This window comes from Mycetocola sp. JXN-3 (assembly GCF_014522285.1).
Lineage (GTDB): Bacteria > Actinomycetota > Actinomycetes > Actinomycetales > Microbacteriaceae > Mycetocola > Mycetocola saprophilus.
Map to the genome: position 1 here is coordinate 2,919,931 of NZ_CP041635.1, position 21,868 is coordinate 2,941,798.

The following is a 21,868-nucleotide window of genomic DNA, read 5'->3' on the forward strand; positions in this document are numbered from 1 at the left end:
TCGGGAACGGCGCCCCGGTCTTCCCGGCAGCTGCCTGCCCAACACGGTGCCGACGGCGCAAACCTCGAGCGCTAGTCCCCGTCCAGCTCGCGCAGCAGCTCGTCCAGCTCGTCCCCGCCGGCCATCAGCGCGGTGATCCGCTCGATGCTGGCCTCCTCACGTGGGAAGGCTCCGATCGTGCGGCCGCGGCCCAGAATCAGGAATCGATCGGCCACCGGCATCGCGTGACGCGGATTATGGGTAATGAAGATGACCCCGAGTCCGCGCTCACGCGCGTGCCGGATATGCCGCAGCACGAGGGCCGACTGTTTCACCCCGAGCGCCGCGGTGGGTTCATCAAGCATGAGGATGCGCGCACCGAAGTACACGGCCCGGGCAATGGCCACACTCTGGCGTTCCCCGCCGGAGAGGGTGCCGATGGGCTGGTCAACATCGCGCAGGTCGATGCCCATCCCGGCCAGCTCCCGCCGGGTGATCTCTCGCATCGTGGCGATATCCAGCCGGCTCAGCGGACCCCATCCGCGGGTGAGTTCCTGACCGAGGAAGAAGTTGCGCCAGATCGGCATCAGCGGCACCACCGCGAGGTCCTGGTAGACGGTGGCGATGCCGCGCTCCAGGGCCTGCCGGGGCGAGGTTAGCCGCGTGGGGATCCCGTCAATCTCCAGGGTTCCAGAGTCCGGGGCGTGGTTGCCGGAGATGATCCCGATCAGGGTGGACTTGCCGGCACCGTTATCGCCGAGCACACAGGTCACCGAGCCGGCGTGCACCTCGAGGTCCACATCCGCCAGGGAGATCACGTTGCCGTGGGTCTTGCCCACACCGGTCAGTTTCAGCAGCGGGGCGTTCATCGGGTCCTCCCTCGGGCCGCGCGGCGCTGCAGATAGACGTTGAAGACGGTCGCGGCCAGGAGCATCGCGCCGAGGAAGAACTTCAGCCAGTCGGGGCTCCACTCGGCATAGACCACGCCCTTGAGCGCCATCCCGTAGATCAGTGCGCCGATCGCCGCTCCGATCGCCGAACCGTAGCCGCCGGTCATCAGGCATCCGCCCACCACCGCGGCGATGATGTAGAGGAACTCGTTCCCGATGCCCTCCCCCGACTGCACGGTCTTGAACGCAAACAGCTGGTGCATGGCCAGCAGCCAGGCGCAGAACCCCACGCCGATGTACAGGCCGATCTTGGTGGCGCGCACCGGAACGCCCGAGGCGCGGGCCGCCGCCGGGGCACCGCCGGATGCAAAGATCCAGTTACCCACCCGGGTACGACGCAGAATCCACGTCGCGATGATCACCAGCGCGATCCAATAGAACACGGTGATCTTGATCGTGATTCCGAACACGGGCACGTCGGCGGCAAAGATCTCTCGGCCCAGCTCATAGCCCGGCGCGGCCTCGATCGAGGGGGTCGCGACGCCGCCGGTCAGCATTCGGGTCACGCCGAGGTTCAGACCGGTGAGCATGAAGAAGGACGCCAGGGTCACGATGAAGCTCGACAGCCGGGTCCGGGTGAGGAGCCACCCGTTGAGCGCGCCCACGGCGAGCGCGGCGATCAGCGAGAACAGCACCCCCCACCAGATGTTGCCGCCAAACCAGTAGGCGATCAGCGCGGCGGTCAGGGCACTGGTGGTCACGGCCACGCCGGCCGAGAGGTCCACCTCGCCGCCGATCATCAGCAGTGAGACGCCGACGGCCATGATGCCCACGGTCGACGCACCGTACAGGATGGTGGCCAGCGATGCGGGCTGGGTGAAGACCGGCGACACCGCGGCGAACACCACAAACAGCACCAGGGCCGCGGCGAGCGCCCCGATCTCGGGCCGGACAAACACGCGCTCAAACAGTCCGCGTCCGCGCACCCGCTCGTCGCGAATCAGGTCACCGGTACTCAAATTAGCGGGTACCGTTCTTGGCGAAGCCGGCGATCTTGTCGGCGTCGGCGGAGGTCAGGATCTGCGGTCCGGTCAGCACGGTCTTTCCGCCACCGAGGATGTTGCCGTTGGTCTTGTACAGCCACAGGTTATCCAGCGCCTCGTAACCCTGCAGGTAGGGCTGCTGGTCCACGATGAACTGGATTTTGCCCGCCTTCATCGCGTCCACGGCGTCGGCGCTGAGGTCGAAGGTCGCCAGTTTCGCCGAGCTGCCGGCGTCGGCGATCGCGTCGATTGCGGTCATCGCAAACGGGGCACCGAGGGTGACCACATAGTCGATGTCGGGGCTGGTCTGCAGCTTGGCGGTGATCGTGGAGGCCACGTTGGTCATGTCCTGACCGTTGACGTAGAGGCGCTCGACGCTGCCGGTGAAGGTTTTGGCCAGGCCGTCGCAGCGGGCCTCGTGGCCCACGTTGCCCTGCTCGTGCACCACGCACACGACTTTTTTGGCCCCGAGCTCGTCCAGCTTGGTTCCCGCGGCCTCGCCGGCGATGGTCTCATTCTGGCCGAAGTGGGCCAGCACGCCGAGGGCCTGCCAGGCATCCTCACCGGAGTTGATCGACACCACCGGGATGCCCGCCGCCACGGCCGCCTTCACCGCGGAGGCCACTGCATCGGGCTTGGCGAGGGTCACGATGATGCCATCCACCTTCTGATCCACGGCCTGATCCACGAGCTGCGCCTGGCGGGCACCATCGGGATCGGAGGAGTACAGCAGCTCGGCATGGTCCTTCTTCGCCGCGGCCTCGGCCCCCGAGCGCACGATGTCCCAGAAGGTATCGCCGGCACCCGAGTGGGTGATCATGGCGATCTTCAATTCGGGTCCGGGGGAGGTTTCCTTCCCCTCGGCGCCGCCCACACCCGCGGGCCCCCCACACGCCGCGAGGGTAAGAACGAGTCCGGCGCCGGCCAGGGTGGTCAGGGCGCGTCGGGTCCAGGGGCGCAGGGTCACGGTGGGGATGTCCTTTGATTGAGGGGATGCGGTCGCGCGGGGAAGACGCGAGCCAGGGTGTTTCGATCCTATCGTCGCGGGGGCGCACACGGTTTCTGCGGTGCACGCAACCGGGTATCCGTGCAGCAGGACGATGTTTTTCCTCACGGTTCTCGGCCACGCCGCTGCGGCGAACGACCCGGGTATTCGCGCTAGGATCGGGGCACTCCATACCGAGGCCGCGCGAGCGGCAGGAAGCGAGGCACCGTGGTGGATTCACGATTTGACCCGGCATTCCAGCGCGGGTTTTCGGGATCGGTGCGTCCACCCGAGGAGGCTGCGGCCCCGCCCACGGTGTACGCCGACCGGGCAGGGACACCCCAGACCTGGGGACATCCGCCCCAGGACTTCCAGGACATCCAGGATTTCGAGTTCGCGATGCCCCCGATCCGACGCCGCAACCCGTGGGTGTTGAGCCTCTGGATCGTGGGCGGTGTGACGTTTGTCTTGGGGATGCTGGGTATCTTCGCTCAGAGCCTGCGCTACGTCTCCAATGGCTACTTCGATCAGGCCTATCCGGACACCCCCAACCCGTGGGAGCCGCTCATCCAGATGCTGACCCTGCTGGCATTCCCGTTCCTGGTGACGGGACTACTGGCACTCCTCATCGGGTTGGCGGTCAGCGCGATTCGGTTTGACCTGCGGCACCGCGAACCCGAGCCCCGGTTCGGCCCCGCCGAGCGGGGGTAACCGTCGCCGCACTCGGCCCCTCCGGCCGACTCATTCCCGGATGTCCTACCGCCTGGCAGGGCGCGACGCTAGGATCGGGGCAATCACCAACCGATGCCGCGCAGTCGCGGCGGGAAGCGAGCACACGTGGTGGACACGCGTTTTGACCCGGCTTTCCAGCGCGGTTTTACCGGCGCGTCCGCGCCCGCTGCCGAGGAATCTCGCCGGTCAGCTCGGGATTCTCGCACCGATCCCACCCGGGTTCGCCCCCGGGACGGGCGGGAACGGTCGGGCACCTCCGAGCGGGTGGATACCGAGGTCTCGACGCCCGCTATCCCCGTGGATCCCGCGCGAGAGGGCCGTGCCACACCAACCAGCGCGCATCTGGGATCCCCCCAGAGCTGGGGTCAGCCCGCATCGCCCGGCGCACCGCCTCCGGGTGTCCCTGCGACGGGGCGAAATCCCTGGCTGGTTGTGCTCTGGGTCTTCACCGCGTTGTGCCTGGCGGGCGGGGCCTGGACCGTGATTTATCTCAGCGATTCCAGTAATTCGGGCATGTACGTCGAGTCGTTTAGCGACAGCGTCCGGGAGCAGTGGCAGCTTAACGAGACGGTGCGCATGCTCTCCGCGCCCCTGCTACTGGTGGGGCTGGCCAATCTCACGGTCCTCTTCTGCCTATATGCGCTCCGTCGCGATCGTCTTCGCTCCCTCCCCGTTTCCCACCGAGAGGACCTCGCATGAGTCTCCCCCATCCCGAAACCACTCCCGCCGCCGAAGCGCGCAACCCCGAGGAGTTTCGCGCGGTCGCCCAGCGCATCCTGGACCGGGTGGAGACGGTGATCGATGGCAAGCCCGAGCCCGCTAAGCTCGCCCTGATTGCGCTGCTGGCCGAGGGCCACGTGCTGATCGAGGACGTCCCGGGCGTTGGCAAGACCGCGCTCGCACGTGCCCTGGCCGCGAGCGTGGACTGCACGGTGGGGCGGATCCAGTTCACCCCGGACCTGCTCCCCGCGGATATCACCGGCGTCTCGATTTACGATGCCGGTCGGGGCGAGTTTGAGTTCAAGCCGGGCGCGGTGTTTGCGCACATCGTGATCGCCGATGAGATCAACCGAGCCTCCCCCAAAACCCAGTCGGCGCTGCTCGAGGCGATGGCCGAACGTCAGGTCACCAGCGATGGGCTAACCCACCGGTTGCCGCACCCCTTTACCGTGATCGCTACCCAGAATCCGTTGGATATGGAGGGTACCTACGTGCTGCCCGAGGCTCAGCGCGACCGGTTTATGCTGCGCATCTCGATGGGATATCCCGATGCCGATGCCGAGATGAAGATGCTGCGCCAGCGCAACACCGCCAACCCTCTCGACAGCATTACCGCCGTGGTTGGCCGGGATGAGTTGGAGAGTCTGATCACCTGGGCCCAGCACGTCTATGTGTCCCCGCTGGTGGAGGCGTATACCGTCGCCCTGATTCGTGCGACCCGGGTTCACCCCGATCTGAAGCTGGGGGCCAGCCCCCGCGCGACCCTGCAGTTGGTGCGCGCGGCAAAGGCACGGGCGGCGTTGGACGGTCGCGATTTTGTCCTCCCCGACGATGTGGCGGCCCTGGTGCTGCCGGTCCTGGAACACCGCCTGATTCCCACCCGCAGAAGCGCCGGCGAACACGATGTCCACTCGGGTAGCGCGATCGGCGATGTCCTGTCCGACATCCTGCGCGACACCCCCGTTCCGCACTCGGGTCAGGCGGGCTAGCATGGCCCGCGCGCCGCATCGGCCCTCCCGGCGCAACGCGCGCTTCACCCTCACCGTCCGCGGCTGGGGTCTGATCATCGTGGTCATCCTCGTCTTTGTGACCGCGACGTCCCTGGGCTCGGTGCAGCTGATGGCGGCCGGCCTCCTCCTCGCGACGATCTTTCCGCTGGCCCTGGTGGTATCGCTGTGGCCCCTTGCCCCGGTACGGGCCGAGCGTGTGCTCCCGGTGACCTCGCTGACGGCCGATGACCGGATGCACCTGCGGGTGCGCCTCACCGGTCCCGGGGCGGCGCGTGTGGCGGCCTCGGACTGGCACGATCTGCTCCCCACCGAGGTGGCAGTGGACCTCTCGGTTCCGCTCGAATCGCTCGTCCGGAAGCGACTCCCCTCGGGGGAATCGGTGGTTGAGCTGGGTACCACCGTGCGAGCGCTTCGCCGAGGCCTGTATCGGTTGGGGCCGGTCGAGGCCCTCCTCGGCGACCCCTTTGGTGTGATGCGGCTGCGTCGTCACATCGGCGGAACGAGCGAGATTACCGTGTTGCCGCGGCCCGCCGCGCACGTTCCCTTCGGCGGCCTCAGCGGGCAGGGGGTGGACGGCCAGGCCGGCCGGGTAGCGCGGCGCGGCGAGTCCGGGCTCGATGATCCGATCCCCCGGGTGTACCGCCCCGGGGATTCGATTCGGCGGGTGAACTGGCGTGCGAGCGCGCGACACGGGGAGCTGATGGTGCGCCAGGAGGAAGCCACGCCCTCGCCGAGTCTCTTTGTCATCCTGGATGTGGATGCTCGACACTGGCCCGCCCCGGGTGGAGCCGAGGGGTCTGATGCCGCATTCGAATGGGCGGTGTCCCTGGCCGCGACCGCCTCGATTGATGCGGCCCAGCGTGGATGGCAGCCGGTGCTCTGCGCCGGGGGAACTCCGCTGACCTCGCGCGGACTCGACGGCGGAGTCGCCATCGCCGAACCCGCCCTGCTTGAGCTGGCACGCATTCGGCCAACCGCCACCCCGGCCTCGATCAGCGGACTGTATCCGCTGGTGTCACAGCGCAACTCGCTGCTGGCAATCCTCGGCAGCCTCACCCCCGCCGCGGCGGCCGAATTTGCGACGCTCGCCGCCTCAATCGACTCGGCAACCGCACTGTTCACCGATGATGTTCCCGCGGATATTTTGACCATATTGGAATCGGCGGGCTGGTCCTGCACCGTCCTGCCCGTCCCCGAGGCGGCGCGTGGATCGCGTCTGGGGTGGCACGCATGAGTCACAGTGTCACGGATTCTTGCACGGTCTCCGACCGCCTGGCACCGGTGAGCCAGGCCGCGGCCACGCTCTTTGTGGTGGGAACCGGACTGGGTGGTTTCGGCAGCATCTTTGTGGGGGCCTCCTGGATCACCACGCCTCTGGTGATCTCGGCGTTCATGTACGCGGCAATCGCCGCGCTCCTCATCTGGTTTCGCCGTCCGCGGGCTACCGGACCCGGGTGGGTTCGAGCCGTCGTCCCCTGGCTGGTCGGCGCGGTTGTTGGGCTGTGCGGGCTCACCGCCGCCGCGGCACCGGGAACCGCTCTACTGGGCATCATCCCGACCCCCAGCACGGTACTCAGATTCCAAGAGCTCACCCGGACGGGGCTGGTCGATATGGCCTCGGGGGTGGCACCCCTGCGCCCGGATGCCGGATTCTCCTTCCTGATCGCCGTGGCCGGTGTTGTCATCGCCTTTGTGTCGGCCGCGCTGGTCCTGCTGGCCCGCCTGCCGCTGGTCGCGATTCTGCTGGCGATCGCCGTGTACGCGGCGCCTCAGTTGGTGACGGTTCCCGCACTCAATGACTTTTCGTTCGCGGCGCTGGGCTGCGCGATTCTGCTGCTGTTGGCTCTCACCCGTCACCGGCAGTTCGACACCGAGCGGATGGGGCGACTGCGTCCGACGGCGATTCCGGCGGCCGCCGTGGCGGTGGTGGTTGCGCTGATTGCCGCCCCGACGCTGACCACGACGATTGCCCCGTCGCCGGTGGCTGTGAACGCCCATCCGGGGCCGTTTGAGAGCGGAATCAACCCCCTCATCACGCTGGGTGAAGACCTGCGGCGGGGTTCCAACACCGTGGCGCTCAAGTATGTAACCACGGCCGAGGACGCACCGTATCTTCGGGTGTTCACGATCGATGACCTCGACCGAACGCTGTGGCAGCCGCGTGGCTTTTCCAGCAACCCCGGCGCGACGGTGGATGCGTTTCCGAGTCCACCGGGCCTCGCCGCCGAGACCTCACGCACGGAGATCAGCACCACGATCACCATCGATTCGCTCTCGACGAACTGGCTTCCGATGCCCTACGCCCCCTCGAGCGTCGAGGGTCTTCTGGGCAACTGGCTCTGGGAGCTTCCCGGGCTGTCCGCCTACAGCAACATGTCCACCACTCGCGCGCAGCAGTACACGGTCAAGAGCATCGTGGCCGAGCCGACGGCGGAACAGCTGCGCGCGGCGACCCCCGGCGGCGGTAGCGGCGTCGACGAGCGATATCGTTCACTCCCGGATGATCTGCCCATGGAAATCCAAGACGTCCTGAGCCAGGTGGTCGCCGGTGCCGACACCGATTACGACCGGGCCATGGCAATGCAGACATATTTCCGCGATAACTTCACCTACTCGGAGCAGGCACCGGTCCAAAAGGGCTTTGACGGTTCGGCCGGGGAGGTTATTGCCAGCTTCCTGGAGCGCAAGACCGGATACTGCGTGCACTTCTCCTCGGCGATGACGGTCATGTCCCGGCTCTTGGGTATCCCCGCACGAATCGCCGTGGGCTATCTGCCGGGAACCCCCGATACGATCAACGACGCCGGCGATCGCACCTACCGGGTAACCTCTCAGCAGTTGCACGCGTGGCCCGAACTCTATTTTGAAGGCGCGGGGTGGATCTCATTTGAGCCCACCACCAGTCGGGGCGCGCCCGCCCAGTTTGGCGCGGTGGCACCGACCCCGTCGACGGCTCCGACCACTGCCCCCACCTCCGTCCCGACATCGGCACCCACCTCCGCGCCCACCACTTCGCCGACCTCCGCCCCCACTCCGTCGGCCGGGCCGAAGAGCCCCGGTGCAAACATCTCCGCCCTGCTGTTGGGTCCGGAGATCATCCTCGGTGCGATCCTGGCGCTCGCTCTGTTGTGTGTCCTCGTTGTCCCGGCCCTGCTGCGCCGCTGGCAGCGTGGACGAGGGTTTGCGCGGGGAGCACGTACGGGGACCCCGGCGGGGGCCGTGTGGACGGAACTGAACGCGGTGGCCCTCGATTTGGGAATCGAGCACCCACACGGAGAAACCTCGCGCGAGTTTGCCGCACGCCTCGGCGAGTACCCGGGTGTCAGCGCGGATCACCTCGCACACCTCATCGGTGCGCTCGACGCCGAGAGCTACCGTCGTCCCGCATCCTCGACGCAGACACAAGACGCGAACCCGCAGACCCCACGGCACCCTTCCACCCGGGATCAGCTCCAGACCCTCACCGCGGGTACCGAGACGATCCGCGCCCTGCGAGCGGCCCAGCCGGCCCGTGTGCGCCTGCGCGCATTCTTCCTCCCCCGAAGCCTGCGTCGCCACTAGCCCAGGCGGAGAGCCCCGTGCTCCCTCCCTCAAGCCTGCGTCACCACTAAGCCAAGCGGAGAACGTCCAAGAAGGGCCCCGCCCTCACCAGCTCAAACTGGGTGCGCGTAACCGCACAGAGATCGCAGTCCTGGTCGCCCGCTCCGGCCTCGGCCACTAACCCACACGCACACCCACCACACCCACACCCAGGCCCCGAGCCCTGAGCTTGAGCCTCGAAGCCCTCGGCCATCCCCTCCCCGGCAAGGCCAACGGCCGCGGCAGCATGCACCCCACAGCTCCGCATTAAACACAAAAGGCCCTGCCGCTTCCCGGCAAGGCCCACAACCCCAGCAGCACACACCCCATCGCCCGGGTTAAACACAAAAAGCCCCACCCTCACAGGACAAGGCCACCAGCCAGCATCACATCACACCAGCACCAGATAGAAACACCAGCCGCAGCACCACGATAGTGCTGTTAAACAAGGAAAGCCCCGACCATAAGGCCAGGGCTCTCAACCTGCAACACACACATGTGTTGTAAAGAAGTCCGGCGGTGACTTACTCTCCCACAGGGTCCCCCCTGCAGTACCATCAGCGCAAAGAGCCTTAGCTTCCGGGTTCGGAATGTAACCGGGCGTTTCCCTCTTGCTATAACCACCGAAACACTATTGACATATCTCCAACAACACGGCCATCACACACCACCCAAACATGTTAGGCAGCCTGTGACAGCTATATTGTTCTCGACTCATACATCAAGAACCACAAAGTGGACGCGAAACATACTCTGGACCACACACACCAACCTTTAAAAACAGTGTGCATGTAATGATTATCAAATTATCGGCCTATTAGTACCGGTCAGCTCCACGAGTCTTTAGTCCTCGCTTCCACATCCGGCCTATCAACCCAGTAGTCTACTGGGAGCCTCTCCCTAAAAGGATGGAAATCTCATCTCGAGGCCGGCTTCCCGCTTAGATGCTTTCAGCGGTTATCCATCCCGAACGTAGCCAATCAGCAATGCTCCTGGCGGAACAACTGACACACCAGAGGTTCGTCCAACCCGGTCCTCTCGTACTAGGGTCAGATCCTCTCAAATTTCCTACGCGCGCAGCGGATAGGGACCGAACTGTCTCACGACGTTCTAAACCCAGCTCGCGTACCGCTTTAATGGGCGAACAGCCCAACCCTTGGGACCTACTCCAGCCCCAGGATGCGACGAGCCGACATCGAGGTGCCAAACCATGCCGTCGATATGGACTCTTGGGCAAGATCAGCCTGTTATCCCCGAGGTACCTTTTATCCGTTGAGCGACAGCGCTTCCACAAGCCACTGCCGGATCACTAGTCCCGACTTTCGTCCCTGCTCGACCTGTCAGTCTCACAGTCAAGCTCCCTTGTGCACTTACACTCGCCATCTGATTGCCAACCAGATTGAGGGAACCTTTGGGCGCCTCCGTTACTTTTTAGGAGGCAACCGCCCCAGTTAAACTACCCACCAGGCACTGTCCCTGAACCGGATCACGGTCCGAAGTTAGATATCCAATATGACCAGAGTGGTATTTCACCAGCGACTCCACAAACACTAGCGTGTCCGCTTCAACGTCTCCCACCTATCCTACACAAGCCACACCGAACACCAATACCAAGCTGTAGTAAAGGTCACGGGGTCTTTCCGTCCTGCTGCGCGTAACGAGCATCTTTACTCGTAATGCAATTTCGCCGAGTTCACGGTTGAGACAGCTGGGAAGTCGTTACGCCATTCGTGCAGGTCGGAACTTACCCGACAAGGAATTTCGCTACCTTAGGATGGTTATAGTTACCACCGCCGTTTACTGGGGCTTAAATTCTCAGCTTCGCCTTGCGGCTAACCGTTCCTCTTAACCTTCCAGCACCGGGCAGGCGTCAGTCCGTATACATCGACTTGCGTCTTAGCACGGACCTGTGTTTTTAGTAAACAGTCGCTTCCCACTGGTCTCTGCGGCCCAAACACGCTACCCACTGCAAGAGTGTTCACGCGCCAGGCCCCCCTTATCCCGAAGTTACGGGGGCATTTTGCCGAGTTCCTTAACCGTGATTATCTCGATCTCCTTAGTATTCTCTACCTGACCACCTGAGTTGGTTTGGGGTACGGGCAGCTAGAACCTCGCGTCGATGCTTTTCTTGGCAGCAGAGGATCATCGGATCATACCCTTACGGGTTCCCCATCAAGTCTCAGCCTTATATGAGAGACGGATTTGCCTATCTCTCGGCCTACACTCTTGGCCTAGGACAACCATCGCCTAGGACCGACTACCTTCCTGCGTCACACCTGTTAATACGCTAACCGCACCAGATCGGGTCACGTGCGTCCCCGCCTCGTCTCACCCCGAAGGGATCAATCAAAACGGCTTCGAAACGTTTAGCAGTACTGGATTAGCTTGGGCGGTTCTTCGCCGGTACGGGAATATCAACCCGTTGTCCATCGACTACGCCTGTCGGCCTCGCCTTAGGTCCCGACTTACCCAGGGCGGATTAGCCTGGCCCTGGAAACCTTGGTCTTCCGGAGGACGGGTTTCTCACCCGTCTTTCGCTACTCATGCCTGCATTCTCACTCGTGTAGCCTCCACGGCTGGTTTACACCGCCGCTTCACTGGCCACACGACGCTCTCCTACCCATCAATACGGCTGGACCACGAAGGCCTACCATAATATTAATGCCACAACTTCGGTGGCGTGCTTGAGCCCCGTTACATTGTCGGCGCGGAATCACTTGACCAGTGAGCTATTACGCACTCTTTCAAGGGTGGCTGCTTCTAAGCCAACCTCCTGGTTGTCTCTGCAACTCCACATCCTTTCCCACTTAGCACGCGCTTAGGGACCTTAGATGGTGGTCTGGGTTGTTTCCCTCTCGACAATGAAGCTTATCCCCCACTGTCTCACTGCTGCGCTCTCACTTACCGGCATTCGGAGTTTGGCTGACGTCAGTAACCTGGTGAGGCCCATCGGCCATCCAGTAGCTCTACCTCCGGCAAGAAACACGCAACGCTGCACCTAAATGCATTTCGGAGAGAACCAGCTATCACGAAGTTTGATTGGCCTTTCACCCCTATCCACAGCTCATCCCCTCAGTTTTCAACCTAAGTGGGTTCGGTCCTCCACGTGCTCTTACACACGCTTCAACCTGGCCATGGATAGATCACTTCGCTTCGGGTCTAGGACATGCGACTGAATCGCCCTATTCAGACTCGCTTTCGCTACGGCTTCCCCACACGGGTTAACCTCGCCACATATCACTAACTCGCAGGCTCATTCTTCAAAAGGCACGCCGTCACACCAACAAGGGCGCTCCGACGGTTTGTAAGCAAACGGTTTCAGGTACTATTTCACTCCCCTCCCGGGGTACTTTTCACCTTTCCCTCACGGTACTTGTCCGCTATCGGTCATCTGGGAGTATTTAGGCTTATCAGGTGGTCCTGACAGATTCACACGGGATTTCTCGGGCCCCGTGCTACTTGGGATACTCTCCACACGATTACAGCATTTCGACTACGGGGCTGGCACCCACTCTGGCTGGCCTTTCAAGACCATTCGTCTATACCGCTCTCTAATGTTCAGTGATCGGCAGATCACTACGGAAAGTCCCGCAACCCCGAACATGCAACGCCTGCCGGCTATCACACATGCCCGGTTTAGCCTCTTCCGCGTTCGCTCGCCACTACTAACGGAATCACTGTTGTTTTCTCTTCCTGTGGGTACTGAGATGTTTCACTTCCCCACGTTCCCTCTACCCGCCCTATATATTCAGGCGGGAGTCACCACGTAACCTTGCAGCCCGTGGCGGGGTTTCCCCATTCGGACATCCTCGGATCACAGCTCGTTTATCAGCTCCCCGAGGCTTATCGCAGATTACTACGTCCTTCTTCGGCTCCAGATGCCAAGGCATCCACCGTTTGCTCTTAAAAATTTGAAATCACATGAGTATAAAAATCGATCAAAAAACTAATAAAAGTAAACTTTTTCAGAAATTGACCAATGATCTATAAAGATCATCTTTATCATGAACCACATCCCCGAAGAGATGTAATTCTTAAGATGCTCGCGTCCACTGTGTAGTTCTCAACGTACGGTCGATACCAAAACATGTAAAACCATCAAACACTAAGTTCGACTCCTGCCTCACAAGCTTTGGTCCGAAGGTATCAACAAGACGTTACCGCCTTGAGTGATCCCTCAGGACCCAACAACGTGCACCCGACCTTCCACATAATGCTCTGTTCCAACTTCCAAAGAAGCGTACTAACAACACCATGCTTTCAGCACGGAAATATCAAATGTTCCACCCATGAGCTACCAGCTGAGACGTTTGCTCAGAACTGGCGCCTGGACAACCAATGGTTGCCAGATGCTCCTTAGAAAGGAGGTGATCCAGCCGCACCTTCCGGTACGGCTACCTTGTTACGACTTAGTCCTAATTACCAATCCCACCTTAGACGGCTCCCTCCCACAAGGGGTTAGGCCACCGGCGTCGGGTGTTACCGACTTTCATGACTTGACGGGCGGTGTGTACAAGGCCCGGGAACGTATTCACCGCAGCGTTGCTGATCTGCGATTACTAGCGACTCCGACTTCATGAGGTCGAGTTGCAGACCTCAATCCGAACTGGGACCAGCTTTTTGGGATTCGCTCCACCTTGCGGTATCGCAGCCCATTGTACTGGCCATTGTAGCATGCGTGAAGCCCAAGACATAAGGGGCATGATGATTTGACGTCATCCCCACCTTCCTCCGAGTTGACCCCGGCAGTATCCCATGAGTTCCCACCATTACGTGCTGGCAACATAGAACGAGGGTTGCGCTCGTTGCGGGACTTAACCCAACATCTCACGACACGAGCTGACGACAACCATGCACCACCTGTATACCGACCTTACGGGGCGACCATCTCTGGACGTTTCCGGTATATGTCAAGCCTTGGTAAGGTTCTTCGCGTTGCATCGAATTAATCCGCATGCTCCGCCGCTTGTGCGGGCCCCCGTCAATTCCTTTGAGTTTTAGCCTTGCGGCCGTACTCCCCAGGCGGGGAACTTAATGCGTTAGCTGCGACACAGAATCCGTGGAATGGACCCTACATCTAGTTCCCAACGTTTACGGGGTGGACTACCAGGGTATCTAAGCCTGTTTGCTCCCCACCCTTTCGCTCCTCAGCGTCAGTTACGGCCCAGAGATCTGCCTTCGCCATCGGTGTTCCTCCTGATATCTGCGCATTCCACCGCTACACCAGGAATTCCAATCTCCCCTACCGCACTCTAGTCTGCCCGTACCCACTGCAGGCCCGAGGTTGAGCCTCGGGATTTCACAGCAGACGCGACAAACCGCCTACGAGCTCTTTACGCCCAATAATTCCGGACAACGCTTGCACCCTACGTATTACCGCGGCTGCTGGCACGTAGTTAGCCGGTGCTTTTTCTGCAGGTACCGTCACTTTCGCTTCTTCCCTACTAAAAGAGGTTTACAACCCGAAGGCCGTCATCCCTCACGCGGCGTTGCTGCATCAGGCTTGCGCCCATTGTGCAATATTCCCCACTGCTGCCTCCCGTAGGAGTCTGGGCCGTGTCTCAGTCCCAGTGTGGCCGGTCACCCTCTCAGGCCGGCTACCCGTCGTCGCCTTGGTGAGCCATTACCTCACCAACAAGCTGATAGGCCGCGAGTCCATCCCCCACCGAAATTCTTTCCAACCCCCACCATGCGGTGGAGATTCATATCCGGTATTAGACGCCGTTTCCAGCGCTTATCCCAGAGTGGAGGGCAGGTTACTCACGTGTTACTCACCCGTTCGCCACTAATCCACCAGAGCAAGCTCCAGCTTCATCGTTCGACTTGCATGTGTTAAGCACGCCGCCAGCGTTCGTCCTGAGCCAGGATCAAACTCTCCGTAAATGTTTATCTCCACGCCTCAAAAGAAACGGGACATTTGTTTGTGATGAACACCCGGAAAAAGAGTGAACACCACGAGTTTGAAACTGACAGAACAAATCATTACTGACTTGCTTTGTTTTGTTTAAAATGTTTCCAAAGGAATCTCCACATCACTAAAAGTGATGCCGAGGTTTTTGGCATTTGACATTGTGCACGCTGTTGAGTTCTCAAGGATCACACACTCCCCACATCCGCCACACAAAAAACATGGCTTCTAACTAGGGGTGACCACATCACCACACCACTTCACAAACTCGCTTCCACAACCGATAAAGAACCAGATTGTGAGTGGGGCATCCGTGAAGCGGATGAGTTTCAATCCTGCCACACAACCAAGCACAGAACAAGTCCGGCGTGTTGAAGTGTGGGGATGATCCCGCTTGAGGCCGGCCGCTCTAGCGAGCCGCACCTTTGGGGTGATGAGTATTACTTTACGCAGGTTCCACAGAACGGGCAAATCGAGGCCGAATAGTGGCGTGTCGCACCCAACTTCCGCATGTTTTCGCGAGCACCACTACGCGGCACTCAGCGCATGGTCGATCAACACCTCGGCCGCGGCGCGCGCCTGGCCCGCGGCTTCCCCCGAACCGGCGATGGCCGCGGTGGTCTGCGCACCCTCGGCCAGCAGCGCAAGCTGAGCCGCCAGAAGCGTGGGTGCACCCAGGTCATCCACAATCTCGGCCAATCGACGCTGGAACGACTCCTTGTGCTCGCGGACGATCCGGCGCACCTCGGCGTCCTCTCCCCCGAGCTCCCCGAAGGCGTTGATGAACCCACACCCACGAAAGCCGTCCTCACAGAACCAGTCGGCCAGATAGTCGTAGACGGCCAGGAGTCGCTCACGCGAGCCCCCCACCTCGGCCATGCGCGCCTCGACACCGTCGCTCCACTGCTGGTGCCGCTTCTCCAGCACCGCACGCACAATCGCATCCTTCGCCGGGAACTCCGAATAGAGGCGGCGCAGTGACACCCCGGCCGCATCACGCAGTTCGGCCATTCCCACCGCGGTAATACCCCGCTCGTAGTAGAGCCGATCGGCGGTATTGATGATTGTTTCGGCAACGGATTCGGAGGTCATGCATTCATTGTACTTGCAATGAGAACGATCATTCTCTATAGTCGATTTCAGCAGCGAGAACGATCGTTCTCGCATTGGAATCGAAGGAGCACATCATGGCCCGCATTACCGTCGGCACCGAAAACAACATCGACATCGAGCTGCACTATGAGGATCGGGGCACCGGCATCCCCGTGGTCCTGATCCACGGATACCCGCTCTCGGGGACGTCCTGGGAAAAGCAGTCGGTTGCGCTCTTGGACGCCGGCTATCGCGTGATCACCTATGACCGCCGCGGCTTCGGGCGCTCGAGTCAGCCCGGCATCGGATACGACTACGACACCTTCGCCGCCGACCTCAACGTGCTGATGGAGTCCCTGGACCTGCGCGGGGCAATCCTGATCGGGTTCTCGATGGGCAGCGGCGAGGTGGCCCGCTACCTGTCTCGCTACGGGAGTGACCGTGTGGCCAAGGCCGGCTTCTTCGGTTCGCTTGAGCCCTTCCTCACCCAGACCGAGGACAACCCCGGCGGTGCCGTACCGGCGAGCTTCTTCGAGGAGGTCTCGGCCACCGTCCGCGCCGACCGCTTCGCCTACTTCACCGCGTTCTACAACGACTTCTACAATCTGGATGAGTTCCTCGGGTCCCGGATCAGCGAGGAAGCCGTCCGCGACAGCTGGAACGTGGCCGCCGGTGCCGGATTCATCGCCGCTGCCGCCGCACCGCTCACCTGGGGCACCGACTTCCGCGCCGATCTGCCGGCGATCACCGTGCCGACCCTGATCCTGCACGGCAGCGCCGACCGCATCCTCCCTGTCGAAGCAACCGGTCGCGCGTTCGCCGCCGCCCTGCCCGCGGCCGAGTACGTGGAAATCGAGGGTGCGCCGCACGGCCTGCTCTGGACCCACGCCGACGAGGTCAACGAGGCCATGCTCGCCTGGCTGAACCGCTAGGCACTCGGCCAGACGGCCCGGCTTCCCCAGGGAAGCCGGGTCGTCGTGGCTACTCGGTCGCCTCGCGCGGGCTGGGTTCGCGCGAGAGCTTGCTGGGCCACCAGATCTTCGGACCGATGTCGTAGGCGAGGGCGGGGACCAGGAGCGAGCGCACGATGAGCGTGTCCAACAGCACACCGAACGCCACGATGAACGCGATCTGCGCCAGGAACAGGATCGGAATCACCCCGAGCGCCGCAAACGTGGCCGCCAGCACGATGCCCGCCGAGGTAATCACCCCGCCGGTGACCGAGAGCCCACGCAGGATGCCCGGCCTAGTGCCGAAGTGCTTGGATTCCTCGCGCACACGGGTCATCAGGAAGATGTTGTAGTCGATGCCAAGCGCAACCAGGAACACAAACCCGTAGAGCGGAACCGCGGGTTCCGCCCCGGGGAACTTGAACACCCCGTCGAACACCCAGGCCGAAACACCCAGCGCCGTGCCGAATGAGAGCACCACCGTGGCGATCAGGATGATCGGGGCCAGGATCGAGCGCAGCAGGAGCATCAGAATCAGCAGGATCACCACGAGCACAACCGGGATGATCAGGTTGCGATCGTGGGTGGCCGCGTCGTTGGTATCGATCGCGGTCGCGGTTGTTCCGCCCACCCGGACCGGATCGTTGCCACCATCAAGCTCGGTGCGCAGGTCGCGGACCAGCTTCTCGGCTGCATCCGAATCCGGTTCGGCTTTCAGGGTGGCCTGGAGCAGGATGTGGCCGTCGGAAACGGTCGCGTCCACGGTGTTCGGCGCGGCCGGATTGCCGGGGGCGGTGAACACCGCCGTCCCGTTCTGCACGGTCGCTGCGGCAGTTCCGCTCGGGGAGGCACTGGCGAGCGCCTGCACCTGACCGAGGCCGTCGTTTTTGCTTAGGGTTTCGATGACCTCGGCGGCGCGAGCGGTGGGGGCCAGCACCTGAAGCGGGCTTCCCGATCCGCCGGGGAAGTGCTCGGCGAGCACCTTCTGCCCGTCGCGCGCGGGTGACTCGTTGAGCACCAGCGCACTCTGCGGAACGCCGGTGGCATTCAGCTGAGGGATCCCGATCCAGGCGGCGAGGAGCACCACGGTGCAGCCGATCCAGATCAGGCGCGGACGCTTGGTCACCGCGCGACCCACCTTCGGCCACCATCCGCGGGCGTCCGGTCCCGCGAGCACCGGATGGGCACTGCCGAATCGGGTGTTTCGCGGCCAGAATGCAACCCTCCCCGACATCAGCAGCAGCGCCGGGAGGAAGGTGAGGGCCGAGAGCACCGAGAACAGGATGCCGATCGCGGCCACCGGTCCCAGCGCGCGGTTGTTGTTCAGATCGCTCAGCAGCAGGCACAGCAGACCCGCGATCACGGTACCGCCGGAGGCCAGGATCGGTTCGATGCTGCCGCGCAGCGCAACCATCGTGGCATCCCAGCGCGACTGATGATCCCGCAGCGCCTCCCGATAGCGCGACACATACAACAGCGCATAGTCGGTGGCGGCACCGATCACCAGGATGAACAGGATCCCCTGCACCTGCCCGTTGAGCAGCACGATATTCGCCTTGGCCAGCCACCACACGGTGAGCAGCGCGGTACACAGCGCGAACATCGAGGCCGCCAGGACCAGGACCGGAAGCAGCGGCGAACGGTAGACAATGACCAGGATCACAAACACCGCGGCGAGCGCGACCAACAGCAGCAGGCCATCGATCCCGGCGAAGGCACCCACCAGATCGGTGGTGAAGCCAGCCGGGCCGGTGACATAGGCGGACAGGCCGGACGGCAGGTCCTTGGACAGCGTGGTGCGGAGCGCCGAGACCGTATCGCTCGCATCGGCGCTGTCGATCGGCACGAACACGGTCGCAGCCTTGCCATCCTCGCTAAAGATTGCCGGAGACGGAGCCTCCGAGATGCCCGGGGTGCCCTTGATCGCGGCGGCGCGTTCGGAGATGAGTGCGCGGTCGGCCTCGGTCAGGGCGGAATCCCGGGCAAACACCAGGACCGCGGGAATCGCATCGGACTCGCTGAATCCGGGCAGTGCGGCGGCAACCTTGGTCGCGTCGGCGCTGGCCGGGAGGTAGCTGATCTGGTTGTTGGTGGAGACCTCGCTGACCTTGCCAAAGTAGGGTCCGCCGATCGCGCCGCCGGCAATCCAGAGGATGATCAGTACCGCCGGGAGCAGGATCCGCAACCACCGGGGCACACGCGAACCGGGCACGCGGTGGCCCGAGGTTTTGGGTGTGCTGGGCTCCTCGGGGGCGGTGGACGCGGCGGGCGCGACATCCGCCGGCCGGGTGAGTGACTCGGCACGGGCGGCGAGCGCATCGTGCGCGGGCCGGGTGAGTGGCTCGGCACGGGCGGCCTCCACGGGAGCTTCGCCCGCGGCAGCCTCGCCCTCGGGTGCCTCACCCGCGGAAGACTTTCCACTCACGTCCGCACCCGGCCGCGCGCCGGCCGCCGCGTGGGCGGCAAGAATCTCGGGGGTGATGATTGGGATCGCATGGGTGGGGGTGCGATCGGATTCGCGATTCGGATCCTTCTCATCGATGGGCCGGTCCGAACCGTGTCGGGGATTCACGCGTCTGTCACCTCACCGGAGTGGGCGAGGGAGGCGCCGCCCGAGCGCAGATCCTCGAGGGCTCGGGCGCTGGCGTCGGCATCGACTCCGGCAACCAGGTCGGTGAGCACTCGCACATCGAACTCGGCAGCGAGCGCATCCAGAGCGCTGGCGCGTACGCAGTGGTCGGTGGCGATCCCCACCACATCCACGGTGGTAATGCCGGCATCACGCAGCACCTCGGGGATGCCGCGCACATCGGCCGGATCGGCGGCGTCCAGGGAACCGGCCGCACCCTCAAACAGCGAGTAGGCGGGAATACCCCGCCCCTTATACACGTGCACGGTGTCCGCGGGCAGGCGCAGCTCGGGGTGATAGTCGGCACCATCGGTGTCGGCGACGCAGTGCACGGGCCAGGTCGTCACGAAGTTGGGGGCCTCGCCCGCCGGGGCAAAGTGCCCACCATTGCTATTGGTGGCATCATGCCAGTCTCGCGAAGCAACCACGAGCGCATACGCTCCCGGGTGGAAGTCGAGGTGATTGCTCACGTTCCGTGCGAGGGCCGCACCCCCGGAAACCGCGAGCGCACCGCCCTCGGTGAAATCGTTTTGTACGTCCACGATCAGCAGCGCCCGAGACATATGTCCCCCTTCAGCCAGGTGATACCACCCTAGTGGCGAAGCCTTCCGGCTTCCAGCCCAAAAACGTGGCGTTACGTGCCGGAAACACGGGCGGCGGTAATCGGGTCAGTGGTTTGAAAGCCCGTTGCCGCAGCGGTAGAACCCGGTGGCCACCGTGTCGATCCCCTGCCGGGCGGATTCGGAGACGCGTCCGGTGGCGTAGATCACAAAGGTCAGCGTGCTTCCATCGGCCGCGTCGATGAAGCCCCCGAGCGTATAGGCGTTGGTGATCGACCCGGTTTTCCCCACGATATGACCGCGAGCAACCGCGTTGGGACCGGTAAATCGGTTGCTGTAGCCCAGGGTCCCGGTCTGGCCGGCCACCGCGAGCCCATCACGAATGAACCCGAGGTTTCCCTCCCGCGCCCCAATCTTCATATACAGACCGGCCAGATAGGACGGGGGTACCGCGTTGTTGGGGCTCATCCCCGAGGTATCGGCGATGGTCAGGGCGGAGGTGTCCAGCCCGTATGTTTTCAGCGCCTCGGGAATGGCCTGGGACACGGCGGTCAAGGTGTTTCCGGTTCCCATCTTGATCGCGACCTGTCGACCCAGCATCTCGGCCAAGGTGTTATCGGAGGGGATCAGCATCAGCGGAATCAGCGCCGAGAGCGGGGCCGACTGGACGCTGGCCAGCTCGGTTGCGCCGGCGCCCGCGGTTCCCGTCGAGGTTGATGCCCCGGGGAAGTAGGAGGCGAAGGCGTCGCCGGCACGGCCCACCGGGTCCTCCCCCCGGGGAGAGAGGAACACCTTGGGATCGGCGCGGTCGGCATCCACCTGCAGCGCGGTGATGTGCGAGAGCCAGCCCGCGCGCCGCTCGGTGGCCGGCCAGCTGGGATCCCAGGTGGGGCCGCCGAAGTAGGTGGAATCCAACAGGATGCGTCGCACGGGTTCGCGAATCCCCGCGGCGGTGCGCGCGGCGGTGACCTTCTTGGCCAGGTCGTCCAGGTGTGCGGCACCGGTGTAGACGGGCTCGGTTCCGGAGGGCAGCCGGCTCAGGGTCAGGTCTCCCCCGCCCACCAGCACGATCGTGCCCGCGTCGGGGCCGCTCACCACGCGGGTGGAGGCTCGATAATCCGGACCCAGCACGTTCAGCGCGGCCGCGGCGGTGAGGATCTTCATCGAGCTCGCGGTCGCCCGCGGGGTGTCCTGGTCGCGTTCAAACAGAATCTCGCCGGTGGCGGCGTTGTACACCTGCGCCTGGAAGGTGCCCAGGCGAGGGTCATGAATCAGGTTCTCGACCGAGCAGGTACGGGCGAATGCGGGCGGGGTCTGGGTCGGCACCGGACGCTCGGGAACCTCCGGAGTCGGCTCGGCGCTCGGTGCGGCAGCCTCGGCCGACGAGGGTGCGGGATCGGGGGTGCGGGCGATCGAACCGGAAACCGCACCGGCGGCGATCACCGCGAGCGCGAGCCCACCGGCGAGCAATCCGAGCGGGAGCGGACGCTGCCACCACACCCTACGCGGAGGTTCGGCGATGGTCGGGGTTCCCGGCTCGGTCTGCTGATCGTCCATAGAAGCGATCCTATCGGGGGCAATTTTGCGACATCGGCGGGGTTGCGTTTTTTGAATTGCCGAATGAGACGCTAAGCTCGTTCCCGGAACGGTGCGTGTGCACCCTCCGGCCGCCTTAGCTCAGTCGGTAGAGCGTTTCACTCGTAATGAAAAGGTCACGAGTTCGATTCTCGTAGGCGGCTCCACAAAAACCCCCGATCAGGATGCCTGATCGGGGGTTTTGCGTGATTGTGC

Annotated in this window: 12 protein-coding genes, 1 tRNA gene and 3 rRNA genes; 6 read left to right on the forward strand and 10 right to left on the reverse strand. The window is 63.3% G+C overall.

Features of this window, described 5'->3' with window-relative positions; translation table 11 throughout:
- Positions 1-71: 71 nt before the first annotated feature.
- The 3 genes from C7C57_RS13240 to C7C57_RS13250 are packed head-to-tail and all read right to left on the reverse strand — an operon-like array spanning position 72 to position 2,879.
- Positions 72-848, reverse strand: coding sequence for an ATP-binding cassette domain-containing protein (locus tag C7C57_RS13240; RefSeq protein WP_187976783.1), 777 nt, complete (start codon positions 846-848; stop codon positions 72-74).
- A complete protein-coding gene (locus C7C57_RS13245; protein WP_187976784.1) occupies positions 845-1,888 on the reverse strand; it encodes an ABC transporter permease in 1,044 nt (347 codons plus the stop codon). Before C7C57_RS13245 ends, C7C57_RS13240 begins: the two co-directional genes overlap by 4 nt.
- Position 1,889: 1 nt before the next feature.
- Complete coding sequence (locus C7C57_RS13250; protein ID WP_370581412.1) at positions 1,890-2,879, reverse strand: substrate-binding domain-containing protein; 990 nt, start codon at positions 2,877-2,879, stop codon at positions 1,890-1,892.
- Between the two features lie 246 nt (positions 2,880-3,125).
- On the opposite strand from C7C57_RS13250, the gene C7C57_RS13255 reads away from it, so the two are divergent.
- The 4 genes from C7C57_RS13255 to C7C57_RS13270 all read left to right on the forward strand — a co-directional run bounded on the left by C7C57_RS13255 (position 3,126) and on the right by C7C57_RS13270 (position 8,920).
- Positions 3,126-3,608, forward strand: a complete 483-nt coding sequence (locus C7C57_RS13255; protein WP_187976785.1) for a hypothetical protein — start codon at positions 3,126-3,128, stop codon at positions 3,606-3,608.
- Between the two features lie 716 nt (positions 3,609-4,324).
- On the forward strand, positions 4,325-5,338 hold the full coding sequence (locus C7C57_RS13260; protein ID WP_187976786.1) for a MoxR family ATPase: 1,014 nt from the start codon (positions 4,325-4,327) through the stop codon (positions 5,336-5,338).
- A gap of 1 nt (position 5,339) precedes the next feature.
- Positions 5,340-6,593: a DUF58 domain-containing protein gene (locus C7C57_RS13265; protein ID WP_187976787.1), complete on the forward strand. Its 1,254-nt coding sequence runs from the start codon at positions 5,340-5,342 to the stop codon at positions 6,591-6,593.
- A complete protein-coding gene (locus tag C7C57_RS13270) occupies positions 6,590-8,920 on the forward strand; it encodes a transglutaminaseTgpA domain-containing protein (RefSeq protein ID WP_187976788.1) in 2,331 nt (776 codons plus the stop codon). Before C7C57_RS13265 ends, C7C57_RS13270 begins: the two co-directional genes overlap by 4 nt.
- A gap of 529 nt (positions 8,921-9,449) precedes the next feature.
- Here the strand turns inward: C7C57_RS13270 and rrf are convergent.
- The 4 genes from rrf to C7C57_RS13290 form a co-directional block, all read right to left on the reverse strand.
- Positions 9,450-9,566, reverse strand: a 5S ribosomal RNA gene (rrf, locus tag C7C57_RS13275).
- A gap of 169 nt (positions 9,567-9,735) precedes the next feature.
- Positions 9,736-12,855 (reverse strand): 23S ribosomal RNA (locus C7C57_RS13280).
- A gap of 443 nt (positions 12,856-13,298) precedes the next feature.
- Positions 13,299-14,821: ribosomal RNA gene (locus C7C57_RS13285) — 16S ribosomal RNA — on the reverse strand.
- Together the 16S, 23S and 5S rRNA genes form the textbook arrangement of a ribosomal RNA operon.
- A 553-nt stretch (positions 14,822-15,374) precedes the next feature.
- Entirely contained in the window at positions 15,375-15,938 is a 564-nt protein-coding gene (locus tag C7C57_RS13290) for a TetR/AcrR family transcriptional regulator (protein WP_187976789.1), read from the reverse strand.
- Between the two features lie 95 nt (positions 15,939-16,033).
- On the opposite strand from C7C57_RS13290, the gene C7C57_RS13295 reads away from it, so the two are divergent.
- Positions 16,034-16,870, forward strand: a complete 837-nt coding sequence (locus C7C57_RS13295; protein ID WP_187976790.1) for an alpha/beta fold hydrolase — start codon at positions 16,034-16,036, stop codon at positions 16,868-16,870.
- A 49-nt stretch (positions 16,871-16,919) separates the two neighbouring features.
- Here the strand turns inward: C7C57_RS13295 and C7C57_RS13300 are convergent, their stop codons facing one another.
- The 3 genes from C7C57_RS13300 to dacB form a co-directional block, all read right to left on the reverse strand.
- A complete protein-coding gene (locus tag C7C57_RS13300; protein WP_370581456.1) occupies positions 16,920-19,100 on the reverse strand; it encodes an efflux RND transporter permease subunit in 2,181 nt (726 codons plus the stop codon).
- 356 nt (positions 19,101-19,456) lie between these two features.
- Entirely contained in the window at positions 19,457-20,080 is a 624-nt protein-coding gene (locus tag C7C57_RS13305) for an isochorismatase family protein (RefSeq protein WP_187976791.1), read from the reverse strand.
- A gap of 105 nt (positions 20,081-20,185) precedes the next feature.
- Entirely contained in the window at positions 20,186-21,634 is a 1,449-nt protein-coding gene (gene dacB / locus C7C57_RS13310) for a D-alanyl-D-alanine carboxypeptidase/D-alanyl-D-alanine-endopeptidase (protein ID WP_187976792.1), read from the reverse strand.
- A 109-nt stretch (positions 21,635-21,743) separates the two neighbouring features.
- On the opposite strand from dacB, the gene C7C57_RS13315 reads away from it, so the two are divergent.
- A tRNA-Thr gene (locus C7C57_RS13315) sits at positions 21,744-21,819 on the forward strand.
- Positions 21,820-21,868: the final 49 nt, after the last annotated feature.